The sequence below is a fragment of the Aliterella sp. E5.1 genome, from assembly GCF_057473825.1.
Window position 1 is genome coordinate 1 of the sequence record NZ_JBYCCV010000010.1, and the last position, 18,509, is coordinate 18,509.

General features: G+C 40.5%; 16 protein-coding genes and 1 tRNA gene. 9 read left to right on the forward strand and 8 right to left on the reverse strand.

What is annotated here, in order from left to right; genetic code table 11:
- The first annotated feature begins 360 nt into the window (after positions 1-360).
- The gene (locus tag AC2VE5_RS05825; protein WP_486886836.1) at positions 361-1,209 is read left to right on the forward strand and encodes an ABC transporter ATP-binding protein; all 849 of its coding nucleotides are present in this window, start codon (positions 361-363) and stop codon (positions 1,207-1,209) included.
- Here AC2VE5_RS05825 and AC2VE5_RS05830 read toward each other — a convergent pair whose 3' ends face one another.
- Positions 1,210-2,316, reverse strand: a complete 1,107-nt coding sequence (locus AC2VE5_RS05830; protein ID WP_486886837.1) for a tetratricopeptide repeat protein — start codon at positions 2,314-2,316, stop codon at positions 1,210-1,212. It lies immediately after the preceding gene.
- A 511-nt stretch (positions 2,317-2,827) separates the two neighbouring features.
- Here AC2VE5_RS05830 and AC2VE5_RS05835 point away from each other — a divergent pair.
- Entirely contained in the window at positions 2,828-3,463 is a 636-nt protein-coding gene (locus AC2VE5_RS05835) for a hypothetical protein (RefSeq protein ID WP_486886838.1), read from the forward strand.
- 136 nt (positions 3,464-3,599) lie between these two features.
- Here AC2VE5_RS05835 and metH read toward each other — a convergent pair whose 3' ends face one another.
- Positions 3,600-7,124, reverse strand: coding sequence for a methionine synthase (gene metH, locus AC2VE5_RS05840; protein WP_486886839.1), 3,525 nt, complete (start codon positions 7,122-7,124; stop codon positions 3,600-3,602).
- Positions 7,125-7,217: 93 nt separating this feature from the next.
- Between metH and AC2VE5_RS05845 the strand changes: the two genes are divergently transcribed.
- Both AC2VE5_RS05845 and AC2VE5_RS05850 read left to right on the forward strand, forming a co-directional pair.
- Entirely contained in the window at positions 7,218-7,883 is a 666-nt protein-coding gene (locus AC2VE5_RS05845; protein WP_486886840.1) for a Uma2 family endonuclease, read from the forward strand.
- A 24-nt stretch (positions 7,884-7,907) separates the two neighbouring features.
- Entirely contained in the window at positions 7,908-8,711 is an 804-nt protein-coding gene (locus tag AC2VE5_RS05850; RefSeq protein WP_486886841.1) for a class I SAM-dependent methyltransferase, read from the forward strand.
- A gap of 44 nt (positions 8,712-8,755) precedes the next feature.
- On the opposite strand, the gene AC2VE5_RS05855 is transcribed toward AC2VE5_RS05850, so the two are convergent.
- Positions 8,756-8,869, reverse strand: a complete 114-nt coding sequence (locus AC2VE5_RS05855; protein WP_486886842.1) for a hypothetical protein — start codon at positions 8,867-8,869, stop codon at positions 8,756-8,758.
- A 125-nt stretch (positions 8,870-8,994) separates the two neighbouring features.
- Between AC2VE5_RS05855 and AC2VE5_RS05860 the strand changes: the two genes are divergently transcribed.
- Together AC2VE5_RS05860 and AC2VE5_RS05865 are read left to right on the forward strand one after the other, a co-directional pair.
- On the forward strand, positions 8,995-9,861 hold the full coding sequence (locus tag AC2VE5_RS05860) for an SDR family oxidoreductase (protein ID WP_486886843.1): 867 nt from the start codon (positions 8,995-8,997) through the stop codon (positions 9,859-9,861).
- A 5-nt stretch (positions 9,862-9,866) separates the two neighbouring features.
- Entirely contained in the window at positions 9,867-10,484 is a 618-nt protein-coding gene (locus AC2VE5_RS05865; RefSeq protein WP_486886844.1) for a molybdenum cofactor guanylyltransferase, read from the forward strand.
- On the opposite strand, the gene AC2VE5_RS05870 is transcribed toward AC2VE5_RS05865, so the two are convergent.
- The gene (locus AC2VE5_RS05870; protein ID WP_486886845.1) at positions 10,394-13,123 is read right to left on the reverse strand and encodes an EAL domain-containing protein; all 2,730 of its coding nucleotides are present in this window, start codon (positions 13,121-13,123) and stop codon (positions 10,394-10,396) included. The genes AC2VE5_RS05865 and AC2VE5_RS05870 overlap by 91 nt on opposite strands.
- A 259-nt stretch (positions 13,124-13,382) precedes the next feature.
- Here AC2VE5_RS05870 and dprA point away from each other — a divergent pair, with 259 nt between their 5' ends.
- Positions 13,383-14,498 carry a DNA-processing protein DprA gene (gene dprA / locus AC2VE5_RS05875; RefSeq protein ID WP_486886846.1) on the forward strand — a complete coding sequence of 372 codons (1,116 nt, stop codon included), beginning with the start codon at positions 13,383-13,385 and terminating at the stop codon, positions 14,496-14,498.
- A gap of 59 nt (positions 14,499-14,557) precedes the next feature.
- On the opposite strand, the gene AC2VE5_RS05880 is transcribed toward dprA, so the two are convergent.
- The 3 genes from AC2VE5_RS05880 to AC2VE5_RS05890 all read right to left on the reverse strand — a co-directional run bounded on the left by AC2VE5_RS05880 (position 14,558) and on the right by AC2VE5_RS05890 (position 16,677).
- Complete coding sequence (locus tag AC2VE5_RS05880) at positions 14,558-15,757, reverse strand: Crp/Fnr family transcriptional regulator (RefSeq protein WP_486886847.1); 1,200 nt, start codon at positions 15,755-15,757, stop codon at positions 14,558-14,560.
- Between the two features lie 269 nt (positions 15,758-16,026).
- Positions 16,027-16,317 (reverse strand): hypothetical protein, encoded by a 291-nt coding sequence (locus AC2VE5_RS05885; protein ID WP_486886848.1) that lies wholly within the window; start codon positions 16,315-16,317, stop codon positions 16,027-16,029.
- Positions 16,318-16,503: 186 nt separating this feature from the next.
- On the reverse strand, positions 16,504-16,677 hold the full coding sequence (locus tag AC2VE5_RS05890) for a hypothetical protein (protein ID WP_486886849.1): 174 nt from the start codon (positions 16,675-16,677) through the stop codon (positions 16,504-16,506).
- Between the two features lie 180 nt (positions 16,678-16,857).
- Here AC2VE5_RS05890 and AC2VE5_RS05895 point away from each other — a divergent pair.
- A tRNA-His gene (locus tag AC2VE5_RS05895) sits at positions 16,858-16,930 on the forward strand.
- A 133-nt stretch (positions 16,931-17,063) separates the two neighbouring features.
- Here the strand turns inward: AC2VE5_RS05895 and AC2VE5_RS05900 are convergent.
- Positions 17,064-17,366 carry a YkvA family protein gene (locus AC2VE5_RS05900; protein ID WP_486886850.1) on the reverse strand — a complete coding sequence of 101 codons (303 nt, stop codon included), beginning with the start codon at positions 17,364-17,366 and terminating at the stop codon, positions 17,064-17,066.
- A gap of 211 nt (positions 17,367-17,577) precedes the next feature.
- Here AC2VE5_RS05900 and AC2VE5_RS05905 point away from each other — a divergent pair, with 211 nt between their 5' ends.
- On the forward strand, positions 17,578-18,486 hold the full coding sequence (locus AC2VE5_RS05905) for a MotA/TolQ/ExbB proton channel family protein (protein WP_486886851.1): 909 nt from the start codon (positions 17,578-17,580) through the stop codon (positions 18,484-18,486).
- Positions 18,487-18,509 lie beyond the last annotated feature (23 nt).

The following is an 18,509-nucleotide window of genomic DNA, read 5'->3' on the forward strand; positions in this document are numbered from 1 at the left end:
ACTTTCTGCTTGACTGTCTCTAGGTCTAGATGAGGACAGGCTTGCGTTACTTGACTCCTGTACATTTATCTTTGCCAAAGTTCTCTCTATTTAATACTCTACTACCTCTGACCACAACTTAGTATGAGTTGTTTTTTTGTACTGGTGGCACAGCCGGAATCCAAGCGCCGTCAAGCACCACTATGATTAAAAATTACCAATAGCTCCTTTGGTGAGGTTTGGCAGCCAATTACCAGCAAAATATACTTGATCCAATCGGGAGTTTGAGCAATTAACAAATGTCATTCTAAAACCGATACTTATTTTGAAGTTTGGAAAGCGTTTTTATGTATAAGATGAAACTAAATTATCTAAACATTTATGACGGCGGTTTCTCTTCAAAACGTCCATAAGGTCTATAACAACATTCCTGTAGTTAACGATTTATCTTTGACGATTCAATCGGGGGAAATGTTTGGTTTACTGGGACCCAATGGTGCAGGTAAATCTACAACCATTCGGATGCTCACAACTTTGACTAAACCAACTCAAGGACACATTGAAGTAACGGGGTTTGATGTTATGCGGCAACCATTGCAAGCAAAGCAAAGCCTAGGTGTAGTATTGCAGCAAACCAGTGTAGATGCTGACTTGACTGTGTGGGAAAATATGGAACTGCACGGGCGCTTACATCATTTGCCCAATCCCCGACGACAGCAATCAATCAATCGCTGGTTGGAATATGTGGAATTAATTGAGCGGCGCAATGATTTGGTAAAAACTCTTTCGGGGGGGATGAAGCGCCGCTTGCAAATTGCTAGAGCGCTGCTGCACGAACCAAAAATATTGTTTTTAGATGAACCTACCGTAGGGTTAGATCCGCAAACAAGGCGGCGGTTGTGGGAAATTATTCTCGACTTGAACAAGCAAGGAATGACAATGCTGCTCACAACTCACTATATGGATGAAGTCGAGTATCTATGCGATCGCATTGGGATTATGGATGGCGGTAAATTAATCTCTTTAGGAACTTTACAACAACTAAAATCACAGTATGGTGAGGGGCTACTCATGAAGCAAATAGGCGATCGCTGGGAGTATAAATTTTTCCCCACTTTAAACGATGCAAACGCCTACCTAGAAAACCAAACTAACAAAACAGGTATGATGGTACGCCCAGCTAACTTAGAAGATATTTTTGTTGAATTAACGGGGCGACAACTCGACTAACTACGGCTGCAACTGTTTTAATGCGGCTTCAGCTTTTTTTAGCCCTTCTACTTGTCCTTTTTGCTGGTAGAGTTCGCGGGCGCGACTAAAAGCTGCGATCGCATCTGGCACTTGACTTTGCTGTTGCAAAGCTACACCTAGCTTAAAGTAGGCATTACCATCTTCAGGTGACAGGACAATTAATCGCTTATAAGCTCTAATTGCTGGTTTTAATTCTCCTCTAGTTAGTAAAATATTCCCGATCGCTTCTTGGACGTTAACTAAGTTTGGCTGTACGGATAAAGCTTTTTCGTAAGCTAATAAAGCACCATTTAAGTCATTTTGTTCTGCCAGCATATTGCCAATTATCATGTGAACTTTAGCATTGCCTGGTTCTAACTTGGCAACTTGCTGCAACGTCAGCAATCTAGCCGTACCATTACCCTGTTTCCACCAAGCATCGGCTAAAGATAGCAGCACGTTACTATTGTTTGGCTCTAATTGTGCAGACTTTTGCAAGACAGAAATCGCTTCTAGAGAGCGCCCCTGCTGAATTAATATTTCTCCTAGCAATCCGTAAGCACTGGCATTTTTAGGATCTATGGCTATGGCTTTTTCGTAAGCATCGATCGCGCTATTGTAGTTCCCTTGGCGTAACATAATTACCCCAAATCCCAGGTATGCGTTTGAGTTTTTTTTGTCTAGTTCTATAGTGCGACGATAAGCTTCGGCTGCACCAACGTTTTCACCCAATTTTCCCAAACTATAAGCTAAGGCATAATGAAAATCTGGATTTTCTGGCTCTAGTTGTACCGCTTGACGATAGGCTACAGCCGCAGCAGAATAATTACCTTGTAGCCCTTGCAAGTAACCTATCCCAGAAAAGATTCGCGGGTTATTTTGCTCTAGCTTGGCTGCTTTTTGGTAGAGGGTGATCGCTCCTGACCAATTTCCCGCGTCTACCAACTTGCGCCCTTGCTCTAGCAGCTTATTTAATTGTTGACTATTTGCTTGCTTTCCTCTATTTTCTTGCGCTACCAATATTTCAGCCGTAGCTGCTATCGGTACTACTACCACAAATCCTCCTAGCAGCACTAAACTAATTCCCAATAACGTTGACTTTTGCACGATTCTATAACCTAATGTTTGCTTGCGCCTTTACAAAATTTTACATTTACTCTCAGGATTTTTACATTAAATCAGAAATTGGGAGATTTGGAAACTGTATAGCTGCAAGATTAATTGAATCTATTTTGATTAATTAAATAGTCCCCAAATAATTAACACCTTTCTATCAATCAAAAGTTTTTTATTTGAAAAACTAATCTAATTTATAAGCCAATCTTTTGAAGTATAGAGACGATCCCAACCGTTTTAAAGATGTTTAAACACCTTTGCCGAAGCAAGACAAATTGCTGATATTATAGGCAATAATTGCAGCATACAAGTTAGCTATAAGTTAGGCTTTTTGGATGCCAAAAAACTTGTTAAATCCTTCAAAAACCCTATTTATGTCTAAAGGTAGACCACCAAGATATTTCTAGTGACGGATAGTGATTTGTTTATTTTGTAATTAAATGAAGCTCTGAAGTAAAAAAATAAGTAATCTTCGCAAGTAAATAAAAAGGGAAATTGAGTTATGTCTTACGTAAATAGACCAATTGATGATGTAATTATTGAGCCGGGAGTTGCGGGTAGGGCAGTGGATTATCATGATCGCGTAAGATGGGGTCCAATTATCTCAGGCTTAGTCGTAGCATTAGCTACTCAGTTAGTTTTAACTGCCTTAATTGGAGCAATCACATCAGGCTTTATTTCTGATTCAGGCGCACCTAGATCGAATGCAGATGGTGCAGCAACTACTGCTGGAATTAGTGCAATTATTGCCTTGCTAATTTCTTTATTTATAGGTGGTTGGTTTACAGCTCAAGCTTGCGGTCCGATGAACCGGAAAACAGCCTTACTCAATGGCACAATTTTGTGGGCGACAACTCTAGCGCTTAGCTCTTGGTTACTAGCAAGTGGAGTTAGTGGTGCTTTTGGTCTTGCAACTAATGCCGCTAGTAATGCTGCCGGAGTAATTGCCAACCAAGTACAACAACAGGGTGGAGTAAATGTACCTCCAGCGCCAAATGTAAGCGCAAGTGAGGCTCGTGCGCTCGCTGAGGGAGCTACTAGAGGGCTGTGGTCATTTGTATTTGGTTCTTTGCTAGGTTTAGCTGCTGCAATGATTGGCTCTGCTGCAGGTGCGCGTACTCCTAGAGGAAACCATTAACTTTAACTCCAAAAGTGAAAACAGTTATATTAAGGAGTCAGAAAGCACTTTGCAAAAAGTGCTTTTTTGTTGGGAAATTGTAAAACAAACTTACAAAAGTATCCAGGGCAATTGTTCGTAACTGCCCTAAATAGTATTAAGCGCTAAAGTATTTAGCTTTCGGGTGATAAGCAACGATCGCCGTTGTAGACTGTTCGGGATATAGTTGTTCGCTTTCATCCATATAGAGGTTGATACGATCGCACTTTAGCAAATCCAGTAACTTATATTGGTCTTGAATATTCGGACAAGCTGGATAGCCAAAACTGTAACGAGAACCCGGATAGCGTTGAGCTAAAATATCACGAATATTACTTGGTTCCTCACCTAAGCCCAACTCGCGGCGAATGCGAACGTGTACCCACTCCGCCAAAGCCTCAGCCACCGATACCGCCAACCCGTGAAAATAAAGGTAATCTGTATACTTATGCTCCTCAAATAAGGATTTAGCAAACTCAGTGGCAACTTCTCCTACCGTCACCGCCTGCATTGTAAATACATCCATAACACCCGACTCTACGGGAGTAAAAAAGTCAGCAATACATAGTCGTCTCAATGACTTTTGCCGAGGAAACTCAAAACTTGCTACCTTTTCACTGTTCTCTGGCTTGTAAATAAACAAGGAATTTCCTTGAGACTGACAAGGAAAATACCCATAAATTATCTGAGGTTGCAACAAATTTTCCTCAATTACTCGCTGCTTCCACTGTGCCAAAACTGGGTAAACTTTCTCTGCTAAAAATGCCTCATAATCTTCCTTAGACTGCTCTCGCGGCTTGCGGAACTGCCACTGTCCGGCAATTAGAGCTTGCAAGTCCAAATAACTAAAAACTTCCTCTAAGTTGATGTCAGCACCTTGCAACAACTTAGTTCCCCAAAAAGGCGGCGTAGGAGGTTTTATCTCCACTTCTACCGCTTCAGAACGGCGCGTATCTACAGGTAAGTTTTCTACTTCAATTGCAGCCTCAACTACTTCTAAAGCTTGCTGATGACCATTTTGAGATACTTCTACTTTCTGGGCCAAACCATCCAAAAAGCCCGTGTGATCGCTCCATTTATCTTGCGACTTTGCAGGCATTAATTTGTCCATGAAATGCAGGTCAGAAAAGGCATCTTTACCGTAAATAACTTGACCGTTGTAGGCATTTTGACAATCTTCGTAAACAAACTTAGGCGTAAGCGCCGCACCTCCCAAAATTACCGGGGTAGTAATTCCGCGATCGTTAAATACCTGCAAATTTTCTTTCATGAACGCCGTGGATTTAACCAATAAACCGCTCATAGCAATGCAATCGGCTTCGTGCTGCAAGCAGGCATCAATAATAGTATCTACAGGCTGTTTGATGCCCAAATTAATTACTTTGTAGCCATTATTCGACAAAATAATATCCACAAGATTTTTGCCGATATCGTGGACATCACCCTTAACCGTTGCAATGACTACCGTACCTTTGGTACTGACTTCGCCTACTTTTTTCTCCATAAACGGTTCCAAAAACGCTACCGCCGCTTTCATAGTTTCCGCAGACTGCAATACAAAGGGCAATTGCATTTGTCCCGAACCAAAAAGTTCGCCCACAACTTTCATGCCATCAAGCAAGAAAACGTTGATAATCTCTAAAGGTGGATGAGTTTCTAAGGCTTTTTTTAGCTGTTCTTCTAAACCAATCCTTTCCCCATCAATGATGTGACGTTTGAGACGTTCTTCTACCGGAAGATTTTCGTCTTCGGTGCGATCGCGTTTTGTAGTTGCGCCTTCAAATAATGTCGTTAATTGAGTCAAAGGATCGTAAACGCAGATATCCCCATCAAATTTGCGCTCATCAAAAATCAAATGACGGCAAACTTCTTGATGCCGATCTTCAATCCGCGCCAAGGGTAAGATTTTACTAGCACTGACAATGGCTGCATCCATCCCTGCTTCGGTTGCATAATGCAGAAACATCGAATTTAGCACTACTCGCGCGGCGGGGTTCAAACCAAAGGAAACATTAGAAACACCCAAAATAACATGACATCCGGGCAATTCCTGACGTATTCGCTTAATAGCTTCAATAGTGGCGCTACCGTTGGCTCTATCTTCCTCAATCCCCGTAGAAATCGGCAATGCTAAAGTATCAAAAAATATTTCATACGGTGCGATCCCAATTTCTACTGCTTGATGATAAGCACGGCTAGCGATCGCAAACTTTTTATCTGCTGTCCGCGCCATCCCATCCTCATCAATTGTCCCAATTACTATTCCCGCACCATACTTTTTCGCCAATTCCAGCACTTTCAAAAACCGGGGTTCGCCATCTTCATAGTTAGTAGAATTGAGCAAACATTTACCACCAGCAACTTTTAAGCCTGCCTCCATTTTTTCCCATTCAGTAGAGTCCAGCATCAAAGGTAAAGTCACATTAGTTACTAGGCGCGAAGCTAGTTCGTGCATATCGCGCACGCCATCGCGTCCCACATAGTCAACGTTGACATCTAATATATGCGCCCCTTCTTTAACTTGCGCCTTCCCCAAAGCCACAAGTCCATCCCAATCTTCAGCATTTAATAAATCGCGGCACTTTTTGGAACCACTAGCATTTAGCCGTTCGCCCACAATCAAAAATGAGTTATCTTGTTCGTAAGGCTGGGCGCTGTAGATAGAAGCTGCCGCAGGTTCATACTGAGATTGTCGCTCTTTAGGCGTTAAAGTTGTACCTATTTCGGCTAATTGTTGAATGTGATCGGGTCTTGTCCCGCAACAACCGCCAATTACTTGCACTCCCAAGTCTTCAATAAAGTGCATCAACGCCATTTTTAATTCTATTGGCGTTAATTTATAGTGAGCGTGACCGCCAATATTTTCTGGCAAACCCGCATTGGGAATACAAGATACGACAAAAGGCGAATGCTGGGATAAATACTTTATATGTTCCGCCATGCGATCGGGTCCGGTCGCACAATTTAGCCCTAATATATCAATGGGGTAAGGTTCCAAAATTGACAGTACAGCGCCTATTTCCGTACCTACAAGCATTTTTCCTTGGACTTCCATTGTTACCGACACCATCAAGGGTCTGCGATCGCCCTTGCGCTGAAAAACCCGCTCAATGCCATTGAGTGCAGCTTTAATTTGTAGCACGTCTTGACAAGTTTCGACGATAAATAAATCTACTCCGCCGTCATATAACCCTTCTGCTTGCTCGGCGAAGGCAGATTCTAGCGTATCAAAATCAATGTGTCCCAAAGTTGGCAATTTAGTTCCAGGTCCAATAGAACCCGCTACAAATCTAGGTTTTTCGGGAGTGGCAAACTCGGCGGTAACGCTTTTAGCAAGTTCGGCGGCGGTTTTATTTAATTGGTATGCTTGGTCGCCTAAATCGTACTCTGCAAGGACAATGGAAGTGCCACCAAAAGTATCAGTTTCAATTACATCCGCTCCCGCAACAAGAAACTCACGATGCACCTTTTTAACGGCTTCAGGCTTAGTATGTACCAAATACTCGTTGCATCCTTCGTATTCTGCCCCACCAAAGTCATCGGCTGTCAAGTTTTGCGTTTGCAAAGATGTACCCATCGCCCCATCAAATACAATAACTGGGCGACTTTTACTATGGAGACGAGAAAGGAAGGGACTATTCATATAATTGGTGACTGTATAAGTATTTGAGCTAGCTTGGGATAATTAACTTATTATATTCTGCAAAATTTCTAGTTTTTTATTACACCTACGATCATGAATGCAAATATACTAATTGCCCCTACTCCCGACCAACAAATCGTTGTAGAACGATTAGTGGTATTGGAGGGGGTTAGCTGGCAGACTTTTAAAGCCCTACTAAAAGATATTGGCGATAGTCGCGCCTCTAGAGTTGCTTATGACCGAGGGGTCTTAGAAATTAGAATGCCACTCCAACAACATGAAGTACCTAAAGGGCTATTAGAAAGCTTCATAGAAGCAATAGCTGATGAACTGGAAATTGAAGCAATGAAGCTTGGCGCTTTGCTACTTGAGAGAGAAGATTTAACCCGTGCGGTGGAGCCTGATAGTTGCTTTTATATTCAAAATGAATCAATAGTGAGGAGTAAAATTATTCAATTACCTGCCAATCCTCCACCCGATTTAGTTATAGAGTCAGACTATACCAGTTCTTCTTTAGATAAGTTCACGATTTATGCCTCTATTGGCGTTCCTGAAATTTGGCGATATCGCTCGCAAACTTTAGAGATATATAACCTTATTGAGGAACGATACGAGCGGTCTGCAACAAGTATTGCTCTTCCCTTTTTACCGACTTCTGAAGTTCCTAACTTTATTGAGCAAGCTAAAACTGTTGGTCAAAGAGCCACAGTACGTTTATTTCGCGATCGCATTCGAGAAATTTGTCAAAATGAGGTCTAATAATTAATTTATTGTTAAAAGCTCATGTCTGTATATGACTCAATAGGTCAAAGTTACTCAAATTCTCGGCTTCCCGATCCTCGAATAGTTGACTTTATCATCAAATTATTACAACTAAAACCAGGTAGCGCGATCGCAGATATTGGTGCGGGTACTGGTGGATATAGCATAAGCCTTACTAATTGTGGCTATCAACTTTACGCTGTGGAACCATCAGCCGTTATGCGATCGCAATCTCCTCCCCATTCACAAGTGCAATGGTTGAATGGATGTGCTGAAGACATACCTTTGCCTACTTCATCAGTAGATGCTGTAATTTGTATTTTGGCTACTCATCACTTCTCTAATCTGGAAAAGGCGATTAGGGAAATGCAGCGAATTACTAAACAAGGTGCGATCGTTATTCTGACTTTTGACCCCAGATTGGTTAAGAACTTCTGGTTTACTGATTATTTTTCCTCACTCTGGGAGGCGACTTTTCGAGTTTTCCCACCATTGAGTCAGGTTTTAGACCTTATTTGTGCAAATACTCAAACAACTGTTGAAGTTTCTACTTTGATGTTGCCTCATGACTTATCAGATTTATTTATGGCTGCGCTCTGGCGACGACCAGAACTATATCTAAATCCTGTAGTTCGTGCAGGCATCTCGGCTTTTGCCTTAGCTGACCCTGCGGTAGTCGAATTGGGAGTTAAAAAACTCAATCAAGACTTAAATACAGGAAAATGGCATGCTAAATATGGAAGTATCCAATCTCTAGCAGAATTTGATGCTGGCTACCGATTTTTATATGCAAGCGATGCCAAGCCAGCACCTAATCTTAATTAGCCGCAATCACAGCCTTCATGACCGCAACCTTTACCGTCCGGATGTCATTGGGCGCAAGCTTCACTACAGTAAGTTTTATTATCTTTTTGTACTGCTTCTGATTCAGAAACTGGGCAATGGCAGGTTTCACAGCCACATTTGATTTGAGTTGCTGTCATGAGTTTGTCCTTAATTCATCTATAAATATCATAAACTATGAACAAGTATTCATGGATTATCAAAAGAATTAACTTTATCTGTCAGGAATCGCTAAAATATGGCTGGACAAAAGAGGATAGATTAAATGTTTTTAGTTACAGGCGCTACTGGAGATATAGGACAAAGAGTTGTACGCATACTAAGGCAACAAGAAACACCTGTTCGCTCTTTTGTACGCCTGAATTCTCGCTACGGCGAATTAGAACACCGGGGTAGTGAGGTATTTATCGGAGACTTACGAGAGCAAAGAGATATTCATAAAGCGTGTAGTGGAGTACGGTATATTATCAGCGCTCACGGTAGTGGTGGCGATGCTTTGGCTTTAGATTATCGTGCCAATATTGAACTTATCGATCGCGCTAAAGAGATTGGAGTAGAGCATTTTGTGTTTATTTCCGTGCTAGGAGCCGATCGCGGTTACGAAGATGCGCCAGTATTTAAAGCCAAGCGAGAAGTGGAAAAATACTTGCAATCTAGCGGTTTAAATTATACTATTTTGCGCCCCGCAGGTTTGGCATCAAATTTATTGCCCCTAGCTGAGAGATTTAAGCAAACGGGCATATATTTACTAATAGGCGATCGCTTTAGTCGGACTTCAATTATCAGCACCGATGACTTAGCTTTGATGGCTGTAGATTCTACTAGCAATACCGCCGCTTGTAACCAAGTTTTAGCTGTTGGTGGACCAGAGATTTTGAAACGAGAAGATATCCCCCAGATTTTTAGTCGCATTTACCAGCGCGAAGCGATTATTCTTAATCCGCCATTAGTTGTAGTTGACGGATTACGCTCGGCGATTGGGTTATTTAACCAAGACGCGCAAAAAGCCTTCGGCACATTCCGCACATTGCTCAACAATGAATTTTTCTGTACCCCTACCGAGATTGAGCGTTTGGAATCGATATTTAATTTCAAATTAGAAACCTTGGAAAGTTTTTTACGGCGAAACTAATTGTGATGCAGCCAATAACTGGGATTGTCCTCGCAGGCGGTAAAAGTTCCCGTATGGGGAGAGATAAAGCTCTGCTACCTATTGACGGCGTACCGATGTTACGCCTGGTGTGCGATCGGGCTTTATCTATATGCGATCGCGTATATGTAGTTACGCCTTGGCAAGAGCGCTACCAAAACTTACTTCTAGCAAAATGCGAGTTTATTGATGAAATCCAACCCCAAGGCGAAGATAATGCCCCTATACTCGGCTTTGCTCAAGGACTTGCACAAGTTAATACCCATTGGGTACTACTCTTAGCCTGCGATTTACCTCGATTGCAAGCGCAACGATTGCAAGAATGGGTAAAGCAACTAAATAATTCTCAGGCGATCGCTTTTTTGCCTCGCCATGCCAAAGGGTGGGAGCCATTATGTGGTTTTTACCGCCGCGACTGCCTTATCTCACTTACAGACTTCATTAACCAAGGTGGGCGATCGTTTCAAGACTGGCTCAAGCTGCAACCTGTACAAGCACTGACTGTAACTGATGCTCAAATGTTTTTTAATTGCAATACACCAGATGATGTATTAGCTATAGATGTTAAGCCAATATCTAAGGGTGATGGTTTGGCAATGCCGTAACCTTGAGCGTAATCTATACCTAGAGCTTGAATTTTGCGGAGAATCTGCTCGTTTTCTACAAACTCTGCAATAGTTTGAATACCCATTACAGAGGCGATACGAATAATTGCTTCTACCATTGCTGATGCAATATCATCTTCGACAATATCTTTAATAAAAACACCATCAATTTTTAGATAATCCACAGGCAAGTTTTTTAGATAGGCAAAAGACGACATTCCACTACCAAAATCATCTAAAGAAAACTGACAGCCAAGAGTTTTTAGTTGCTCAATTAGTTGTGCTGCTTTAGTTAGATTAGTAATTGCTACAGTTTCGGTAATTTCAAAACAAATTATTGAGGGTGAAATATTATATTTACTAAATTGTTCCTGGATAAAGCCAACAAAATTTATATCGTTAATACTAGCTCCCGAAACATTAATAGCATATAAATTATCGCAGTTTTTTTGCTCTGGATCTGTTTTCTCCAAATAAGCAAACAATGTAGATATTACCCATCGATCGATTAAGTACATGAGGTTATAACGTTCTGCTGCTGGAATAAATGCCATTGGTGAAATAATTTTTCCATTTTCGTCTTCCAACCGCAAGAGAATTTCCCAATGCTTGGTTTTTTTGCTATTTTGGATTGGAGTAATAAGCTGAGAATAGAGGCAAAAACTATTTGCTGCTAATGCTTGAGGAATTAATGATAACCACTGCATTTCACCGCTTGCTTCTACTTCGCTGTCATTGGCTTGATAGATATATACTTGATTTCTGCCTTGATTTTTGGCAGCATAGCAAGCCGCATCTGCTGAACGTAATATACTAACTAAGTTTTGACTATTTTTAATCGCAACTAAGCCAATACTTACACCCAAAGCAAAAGTTTTCTCTTGCCAAACAAAACGAAACTCCTCAAGGCAAGAGCGCAAAACATTGGCAATTTTTAAAGCTTCATTAGTTGGACAGTCATAAAGTAAAACTCCAAATTCATCGCCACCTAACCGCGCCAAAACATCAGTTTTTCTCAGTTGTTTTTGAAACAAAATGCTAACTTGCCCTAATAATTGATCGCCAGCTAAGTGTCCGCAAGTATCATTAACAATTTTAAATCGGTCTAAATCCAAGTAACATAAAGTATGTTCTTGATGGGCAGTTTTACTACTAATTACGGCGGCTTGCAAAAGCTGCTCAAAATGACGGCGATTGAACAATTGCGTCAAAGGATCGTGGTTAGCTTGCCAAGCTAGTTGTTGCGCCAAGCGGCGAGATTGAGTCACATCGCGAAATACGACAATGTTGCCCACAAAAGAGCGATCGCTATCAAAAATTGGTGACGCGCAATAATCTATAGCAAACTCAGTGCGATCGCGGGATATTAGTAAAGTATGTTGTGTTGTATCAACCAGGCGCTCTCCACAAAGAGACTGATCGACAAAATTATCTATAGGTTCGCCTGTAGTCTCGTTAATAAGTGTGAATATTTCCAGCAAGGGTAATCCTTCGGCTTCGTGAAACCGCCAATTAGTAATTTTCTCTGCTACCGGATTGAGGGATTTTATTCTATTATCGGCATCAGTAGTAATTACCGCATCGCCTATCGATTGGAGGGTTACTTGAGCCAACTCTTTTTCTTGAAATAAGGCTTGTTCAATTCGCTTGCGTTCGTCAATTTCTTTGGTCAGCTTTAAGTTAGCTATCTCGGTAATTTTCGCTTTAATTAGTGCTTCTTCAGCAATTTTTCTCTCAGTAATATCTCGTTGGATGCCCCATACTCTTACTAAGTAACCGTTTTCAATAATTCCTAATAAGTTTATTAAAAAATATCTTTTATTACCTTGATTATCTACTTGATAAATCTCTCTATCAATAATTCTGTAATTGCAATGAATAAGAGAAATCAATAAGCTTCTACTTGATGGGTAAGAGTTTGATAATAAATCGTTGATACTAATGTCAGTTAGCTTCTGAATGCCTTTATAACTAAGCATGGAAGCCAAAACATCATTGCATTCTACTAAATAACAATGCTTGTAAAAATATTCAATTTGCTCATTTTCAGAACAACTAATTGCGATTGGATGCTCTAATTCGCAGCGCCAAATCCCTTCAGAACTTTGAGAAACAAAAGCCCGATAACGCTCTTCACTTTTTTGGAGTGTCTTTTGGGAATTGGATATTTGATGCAACATCAAGTTAATGTTCATAGCTAAATGAGATAATTCATCTTTACCCAAAACTCCTACCCTTGCTCCTAGGTTGCCACTTTTGGCAATTCGACTAACACCAGTAGTAAGGCGAGTCAACCGAGACAATACCAAGTTTTCTAAAAGTAAGAGAGTTAATATGCCAAATACCAATCCAACTGCACAAAGAAAGAAACTAACTTTGCTAAAATCTTCAATATCTTGAGTGATAATACCCGCAATTCCTGCAACTATTTGTCTAGTATTTTGTTTTTTTAATTTTACTAGACTGCGGGATAATATAGTTGAGGATGTAGCGTAAAAAACACTAATTAAAGTTATTAATGATATACAAAATATGCCTCGCGCTTGATAACGTAGTTTTTTGTACCTAGCTTTTTTGGTATTTTTAGTCAATGTAGCTTCAGAGGGTTTTGTTGATGATCGCGTCTTGGTAATTTGCAAAATACTGTACCAATTAAGTTCTCAGATCTGATATATTGCGGGAGCAAAAATTATTTTTAGACCTAGGTCACTGTATCTCTAAAATTCTGGGCGAGTAACAAAACATATTAAACTTTCACAATAAAAAAATATATTTAAGATAGTTTTGAAGACTGTTGCTAATTATAAAGTATTAGACAAAATTTGCATTTCCAGGCGATCGCTTTTAAAAACGATGGTAAACTAAGCGATCGCATCTCCGTTGAGAAAAGAGGATAAATTGATTGAAGAACAAGCTTTTTGGATAGCGTGGGCGCAAATTAATGGCGTGGGTTCAATTTCGATTAGGCGCTTGCAGCAACATTTTGGAACCTTAGCCGCCGCTTGGACAGCAAGTAGAGAGCAACTATTGCAAGTAGAAGGGCTAGGATTGCATACCGTAGAAGCGATCGCCCGGCAAAAGTCGCGCATCCAGCCAGAAAAGTTATTTCAACAGCACCAAGCCCAAAACCCTCATTTTTGGACTCCTAACCAAACCGATATTTATCCCCGTTTGCTCTTAGAAACGGCAAGTCCCCCACCAGTTTTATACTATCTAGGCAAAGTAACAGTTGCCGAAAATCAAGGCAATATTCCTCTAGTGGGAATTGTTGGTACTCGTAAACCTTCAGAATACGGCAAGCGCTGGACAAGAAATATTAGCACAGCCTTAGCTAAAAGCGGTTTTACAGTAGTTTCGGGCATGGCAGAGGGAATTGATAGCGAAGCACACCTTAGCGCTCTTGCAGCTGGAGGTAGAACGATCGCTGTATTAGGAACTGGAGTTGATGTTGTCTATCCGTCGCGCAACCAAAAGCTTTATCAACAAATTTTGGCTCAAGGATTGGTTGTTAGCGAATACCCAGCTAAAATGCCGCCCGATCGTCCTCATTTTCCTCAACGCAACCGAATTATTGCTGGGATGAGTAGAGCGGTAATTGTTATAGAAGCACCCACCAAATCAGGGGCTTTGATCACTGCTAGGTTTGCTAATGATTTTTGTCGGGATGTGTATGTTTTGCCTGGAAGCTTGGATAACGAGCAATCCTATGGTTGTTTGGAATTAATTAGTAATGGCGCTACTACGATCTTGGGAATTAAGCATTTGCTAGAAATGCTCGGTGCTATGCCTCAACTTGATGCTAGTTTACCACCCCAGCAATTGGAGTTATTGCCAGTAGATTTAGCCCCAGAACTAAAACAAGTATGGGATGCGATTAGTTCTGAAGCTATGGCTTTTGATGCGATCGTCCAAAGAGCGAATAAGTCTGTAGGTGAAGTTTCTAGTGCTTTATTGCAGTTAGAGCTAATGGGATTAGTAGCGCAGCTACCAGGAATGCGTTATCAAAGATCTTGATAGTTCTAACTTAAGTAAGTAAGCGAACAATAACATCAGCTATTTATCTCAGCTAAAGTTTAGCTTGCCAAAGGCAAGCTAAACTTTTTTTCAATTATGATTATATGGCTTTTAGAATCAACTTTGATTTCACCTTTTTCTTGTAGCTTTCCGATCAATCGAGTAATTGTTACTCTCGTAGTAGAACAGGCATCTGCAAAATCTTGATGAGTAAAACGAATACTTAAACGAGATCCTAACTCTGTGCTTTGCCCAATTTCTTGTTTCAATAACTGTAAAAGCTGATAAAAACGGTCTTTTACTCTGCGCTGTCCAGAAATGGCTAAAAGCGACTCTGTTTGCCGTAGGCGTTGGCTAACTTGTTCAAGGACACCTTGAGCTAAACCATGAGAACTAGCTATGTCGGTTGGAGAAATATTTATTAATTGAACTTCCGATAATGCTGTGGCTTGGTAAGTTTGCAATGAAGTTAAGCCTGAGCCAAAAATCATATTAGAGCCGATCAAACCTACTAGCACTTCTTCACCATTTTCACATACTGTAGCAAGTTTGACTACCCCTTGGCAAACTTGCCAAATAGTTTGGTGTTTGATGGGAATAATCTCACCTTTCAAGTAAGTATTTTTCTGAGGGGTGAGAGCGATTTTTGGTTTCTCGGTTGTAGATTTTGATACTCTTGGTTGCAGTTGAAGGTTGTCAACACTGTTGTATATGCCTAGGCGTAAGCCAACTAAATTCCCTTCCCAATCATTAATTCTTGCTACTACTAATTCGGCATTGAAGGGCTTAAGATTACGAGGCAAAAAAGGTAAATTCAATTTAACGATATTTTCACCTTGCTGCAACTGAGTAAGCTGGACGTGAAAAGCTTGTCTTTTTTCTTCAGCAATAAATATAACTAAGGGCTTGCCGATCAAAAAGCGCTGCGAAACATTAAGTGTGTTCGCAGCAATACAATTTGCCTCTTGAATTACGCCTTGTTCGTCAGTAACTAAATAAGCATTTGGAGCAAATTCAAAAAGTTCCTGATATTTTTGCTTCTGAACTTCTAACGCTATTTGTGTTAGACGTAATTCTTCATTTTGCTGTTGTAATTCCTCTACAGCAACTTGTAATTCCTCAGAAACTATTCCAAGCTCTTTAAAAGCTGTAGGCATCACTTCTGAGGGAATTTGCAAATTGGATTGTATTCCTTTATATAAATCTTCTAAGCGAACGTTTATACCTTCTACTTGCTTTGTAAAGTTTGCTAAATCCAACTTCTACCTCCAGTATTTATAAGTGCTAGTAATTAAAAAGTTTTAAGTTTGAGCAACTTAAAATGAGAATTTATTATTGGTAATAATGCCTTATGCGTGTGTGGTTTACAAGCAGGTTTTGTAACTAAGCTACAAAAAGTGGTGTAGAATTGATTGCTTGCTTACAGCAATATTTAGGATAAATTTTGCTGCTAGTATATAACCTTTTAATTTAGTGAAAAAGGTTTGGATGTATTTAAAAAGCTATTTAACTTAATCTATCATAATTTTCAACTTGACCGTTTGCGCTTGGAGGTTGTAATTGTGGGTACGGGAGTAGAAGCCGCAGGAGGAAGGTAAGTCTGAGATACTGGTTGTGTAGGCTTTGCAGGTTGCTTTTGCTGCAACCACCAACGTAGAGCGATCGCACTACCTATAGTTACTATTCCAAAAGACAATAAACCCATGCGATCGCCTAATCCTCCGATTACCGTGTCAACTAGACCAATGGTAATTAAAAAGCTAGGGATGGGTTCTTTACGGTACACTGAACTCAAAAATCTTGGATTTATAGGGTTCATTATAATTTTGTTTATTATTAATATTTTTCAGTACGGTATATTAATGTAATGTTTTTACTTTTGCTAACTTATCGGCATAAAATTTAATTTATTTATTTAATTTTAGCTCTTAAGGTTTAGATTTACATTGCATTAGGGGCATCTGCAAAATTTAGCTCTTTAGTCTTTAACAAGTAAACATCTACTTTATTTTAGACCCAGCCAGGCAAGTACACCTTTGTTAGTAACGTACTCGATAATTACCATTAAAATAAAGCCGATCATGGCTGCTCTACCATTTAATCGTTCTGCATACTCATTGAAGCCAAACTTAGGTTGTTGTAACTTGGGAGTGACTAGAGGTTGGAGTTGGACGTTCATGCTAAAACTTGTGACCTGTTGAAAGAATTTATACCCGCTACAAGCGAATACTGAGATCGCCATCCTAAGTGCGGGTAGGCTAATCTATAAACACTGTAACATTTATTTATATTTAGTTGATTGAACTAGAAAAAAAATCATTGATCGAATTAAAAATGTGTTATAGTAGTTAATGGCATGGCGGGCGTAGCCAAGTGGTTAAGGCAGTGGATTGTGATTCCACCATTCGGGGGTTCAAGTCCCCTCGTTCGCCCTTGAAGCAGTAAGGATATTGTAATGCCGCCCATCCGAAAAATGGATGGGCGGCATTTGCATTTATATAAATAGCGATCGCTCTAGGGAATTGACTAAATAGCGATCGCGTATCAGAAATATTAAGTTGTTTGTTATTTGACCGAAACTGCGTCAACTTCAACCGTACTAGCTGTATTGACATCGGTAGTGCTTGCAGTTTCTGAGTAATTTTTACGAGCTTTTACGCCTTCAATTACCATTTGGGACACTTCCGAAACTAACAGCGTTAGTAGAAAAACATCATCTAGTTGTCCAACGATAGGCAAGAAATCAGGAGCAATATCGATAGGGCTAACAAAATAGAGCGCTGTAGCAATAATTACCCACCAACGGTACTTTGGATTGCGGAGTAGATTGCGATACCAAGTGTAAACTGATTGAATCGAAAAGTTCATTTATTCAACCTCCAATTACCAATAATTGTGACAAATTTGTTGAGGCGATTGCAGTGTAAATAACCGTCCTTTTACAGTGCGGAGGTTGCTACTATTTTCCGTTTGGGCTGTGGTAAGTGATAATCTCTACAATTAAAGTGCCTTAAATAGTATTAGTGGTTAACTATGCTTAAATATTGGGCTGAGGAATGGACGGAGGAGAGTAGAAACTGTGGATGTATTACAGATTTTTCGTGATGGTGGTCCAGCAATGTGGCCCTTACTCGCTTTATCGATTCTATCGTTGAGCGTAATTATTGAGCGATTGTGGTTTTGGGTGAGAATCCTTACCCAAGAAAGAGAGATTGTCAATCGGATCTTGACTACCGCTAGTGCCAATTGGCTGTCGGCAACAGAACTTGCCAAACGTGCCGTCAACCAACCTATTGGACGGTTTCTTTACGCGCCCTTGCGCCTGATAAAGCCCGATCCAGAACTTTTCCGATTGGCATTAGAGGCAAGCGCTGAAGATGAACTATCATCCATGCGCCAAGGTGAAAAAGTGCTAGAAGCCGTAATTGCTCTAGCGCCCTTACTAGGATTGTTAGGTACAGTATTGGGATTAATTCAGTCTTTAGGTAATATTCGCCTGGGAGACTTGGGAACGGCGGCGGCGGCGGGAGTAACGACAGGAATTGGACAATCATTGATTAGTACGGCAGCAGGGCTAATTGTTGCTATTGGTAGTTTGGTCTTCTACCGTTTGTTTCAAGGATTTGTGGTAAATCAAGTAAAAGTATTTCGCAGAGCGGGAAGTGACTTAGAGTTACTTTATCGGCAATATTGGCAAAATGTACCTGAAAATCAACCGCTCCCAGAGCGCCAAAATATAGAACTAGCTAGTGTTGACGAAAACATAGCTACCAATCAATTTACTCAGGTACAGCAACAAACAAATTTTCAACCAAGTCCTAGCGAAGGAAGCGATCGCATAATAATTGAAGCGGAAGACTTGAAGACTCCTCCTATTGAGCCAACTACAAGCCCGGAAGTGACAGAAACAAGTCATCCCTCAGATATTCACCAAACCAAGCAAACACCACAAAACACTGAAAATCGTGCTGATGGTTCGGAGCTTTAGAATATTGCCCAAAAATGACCTTA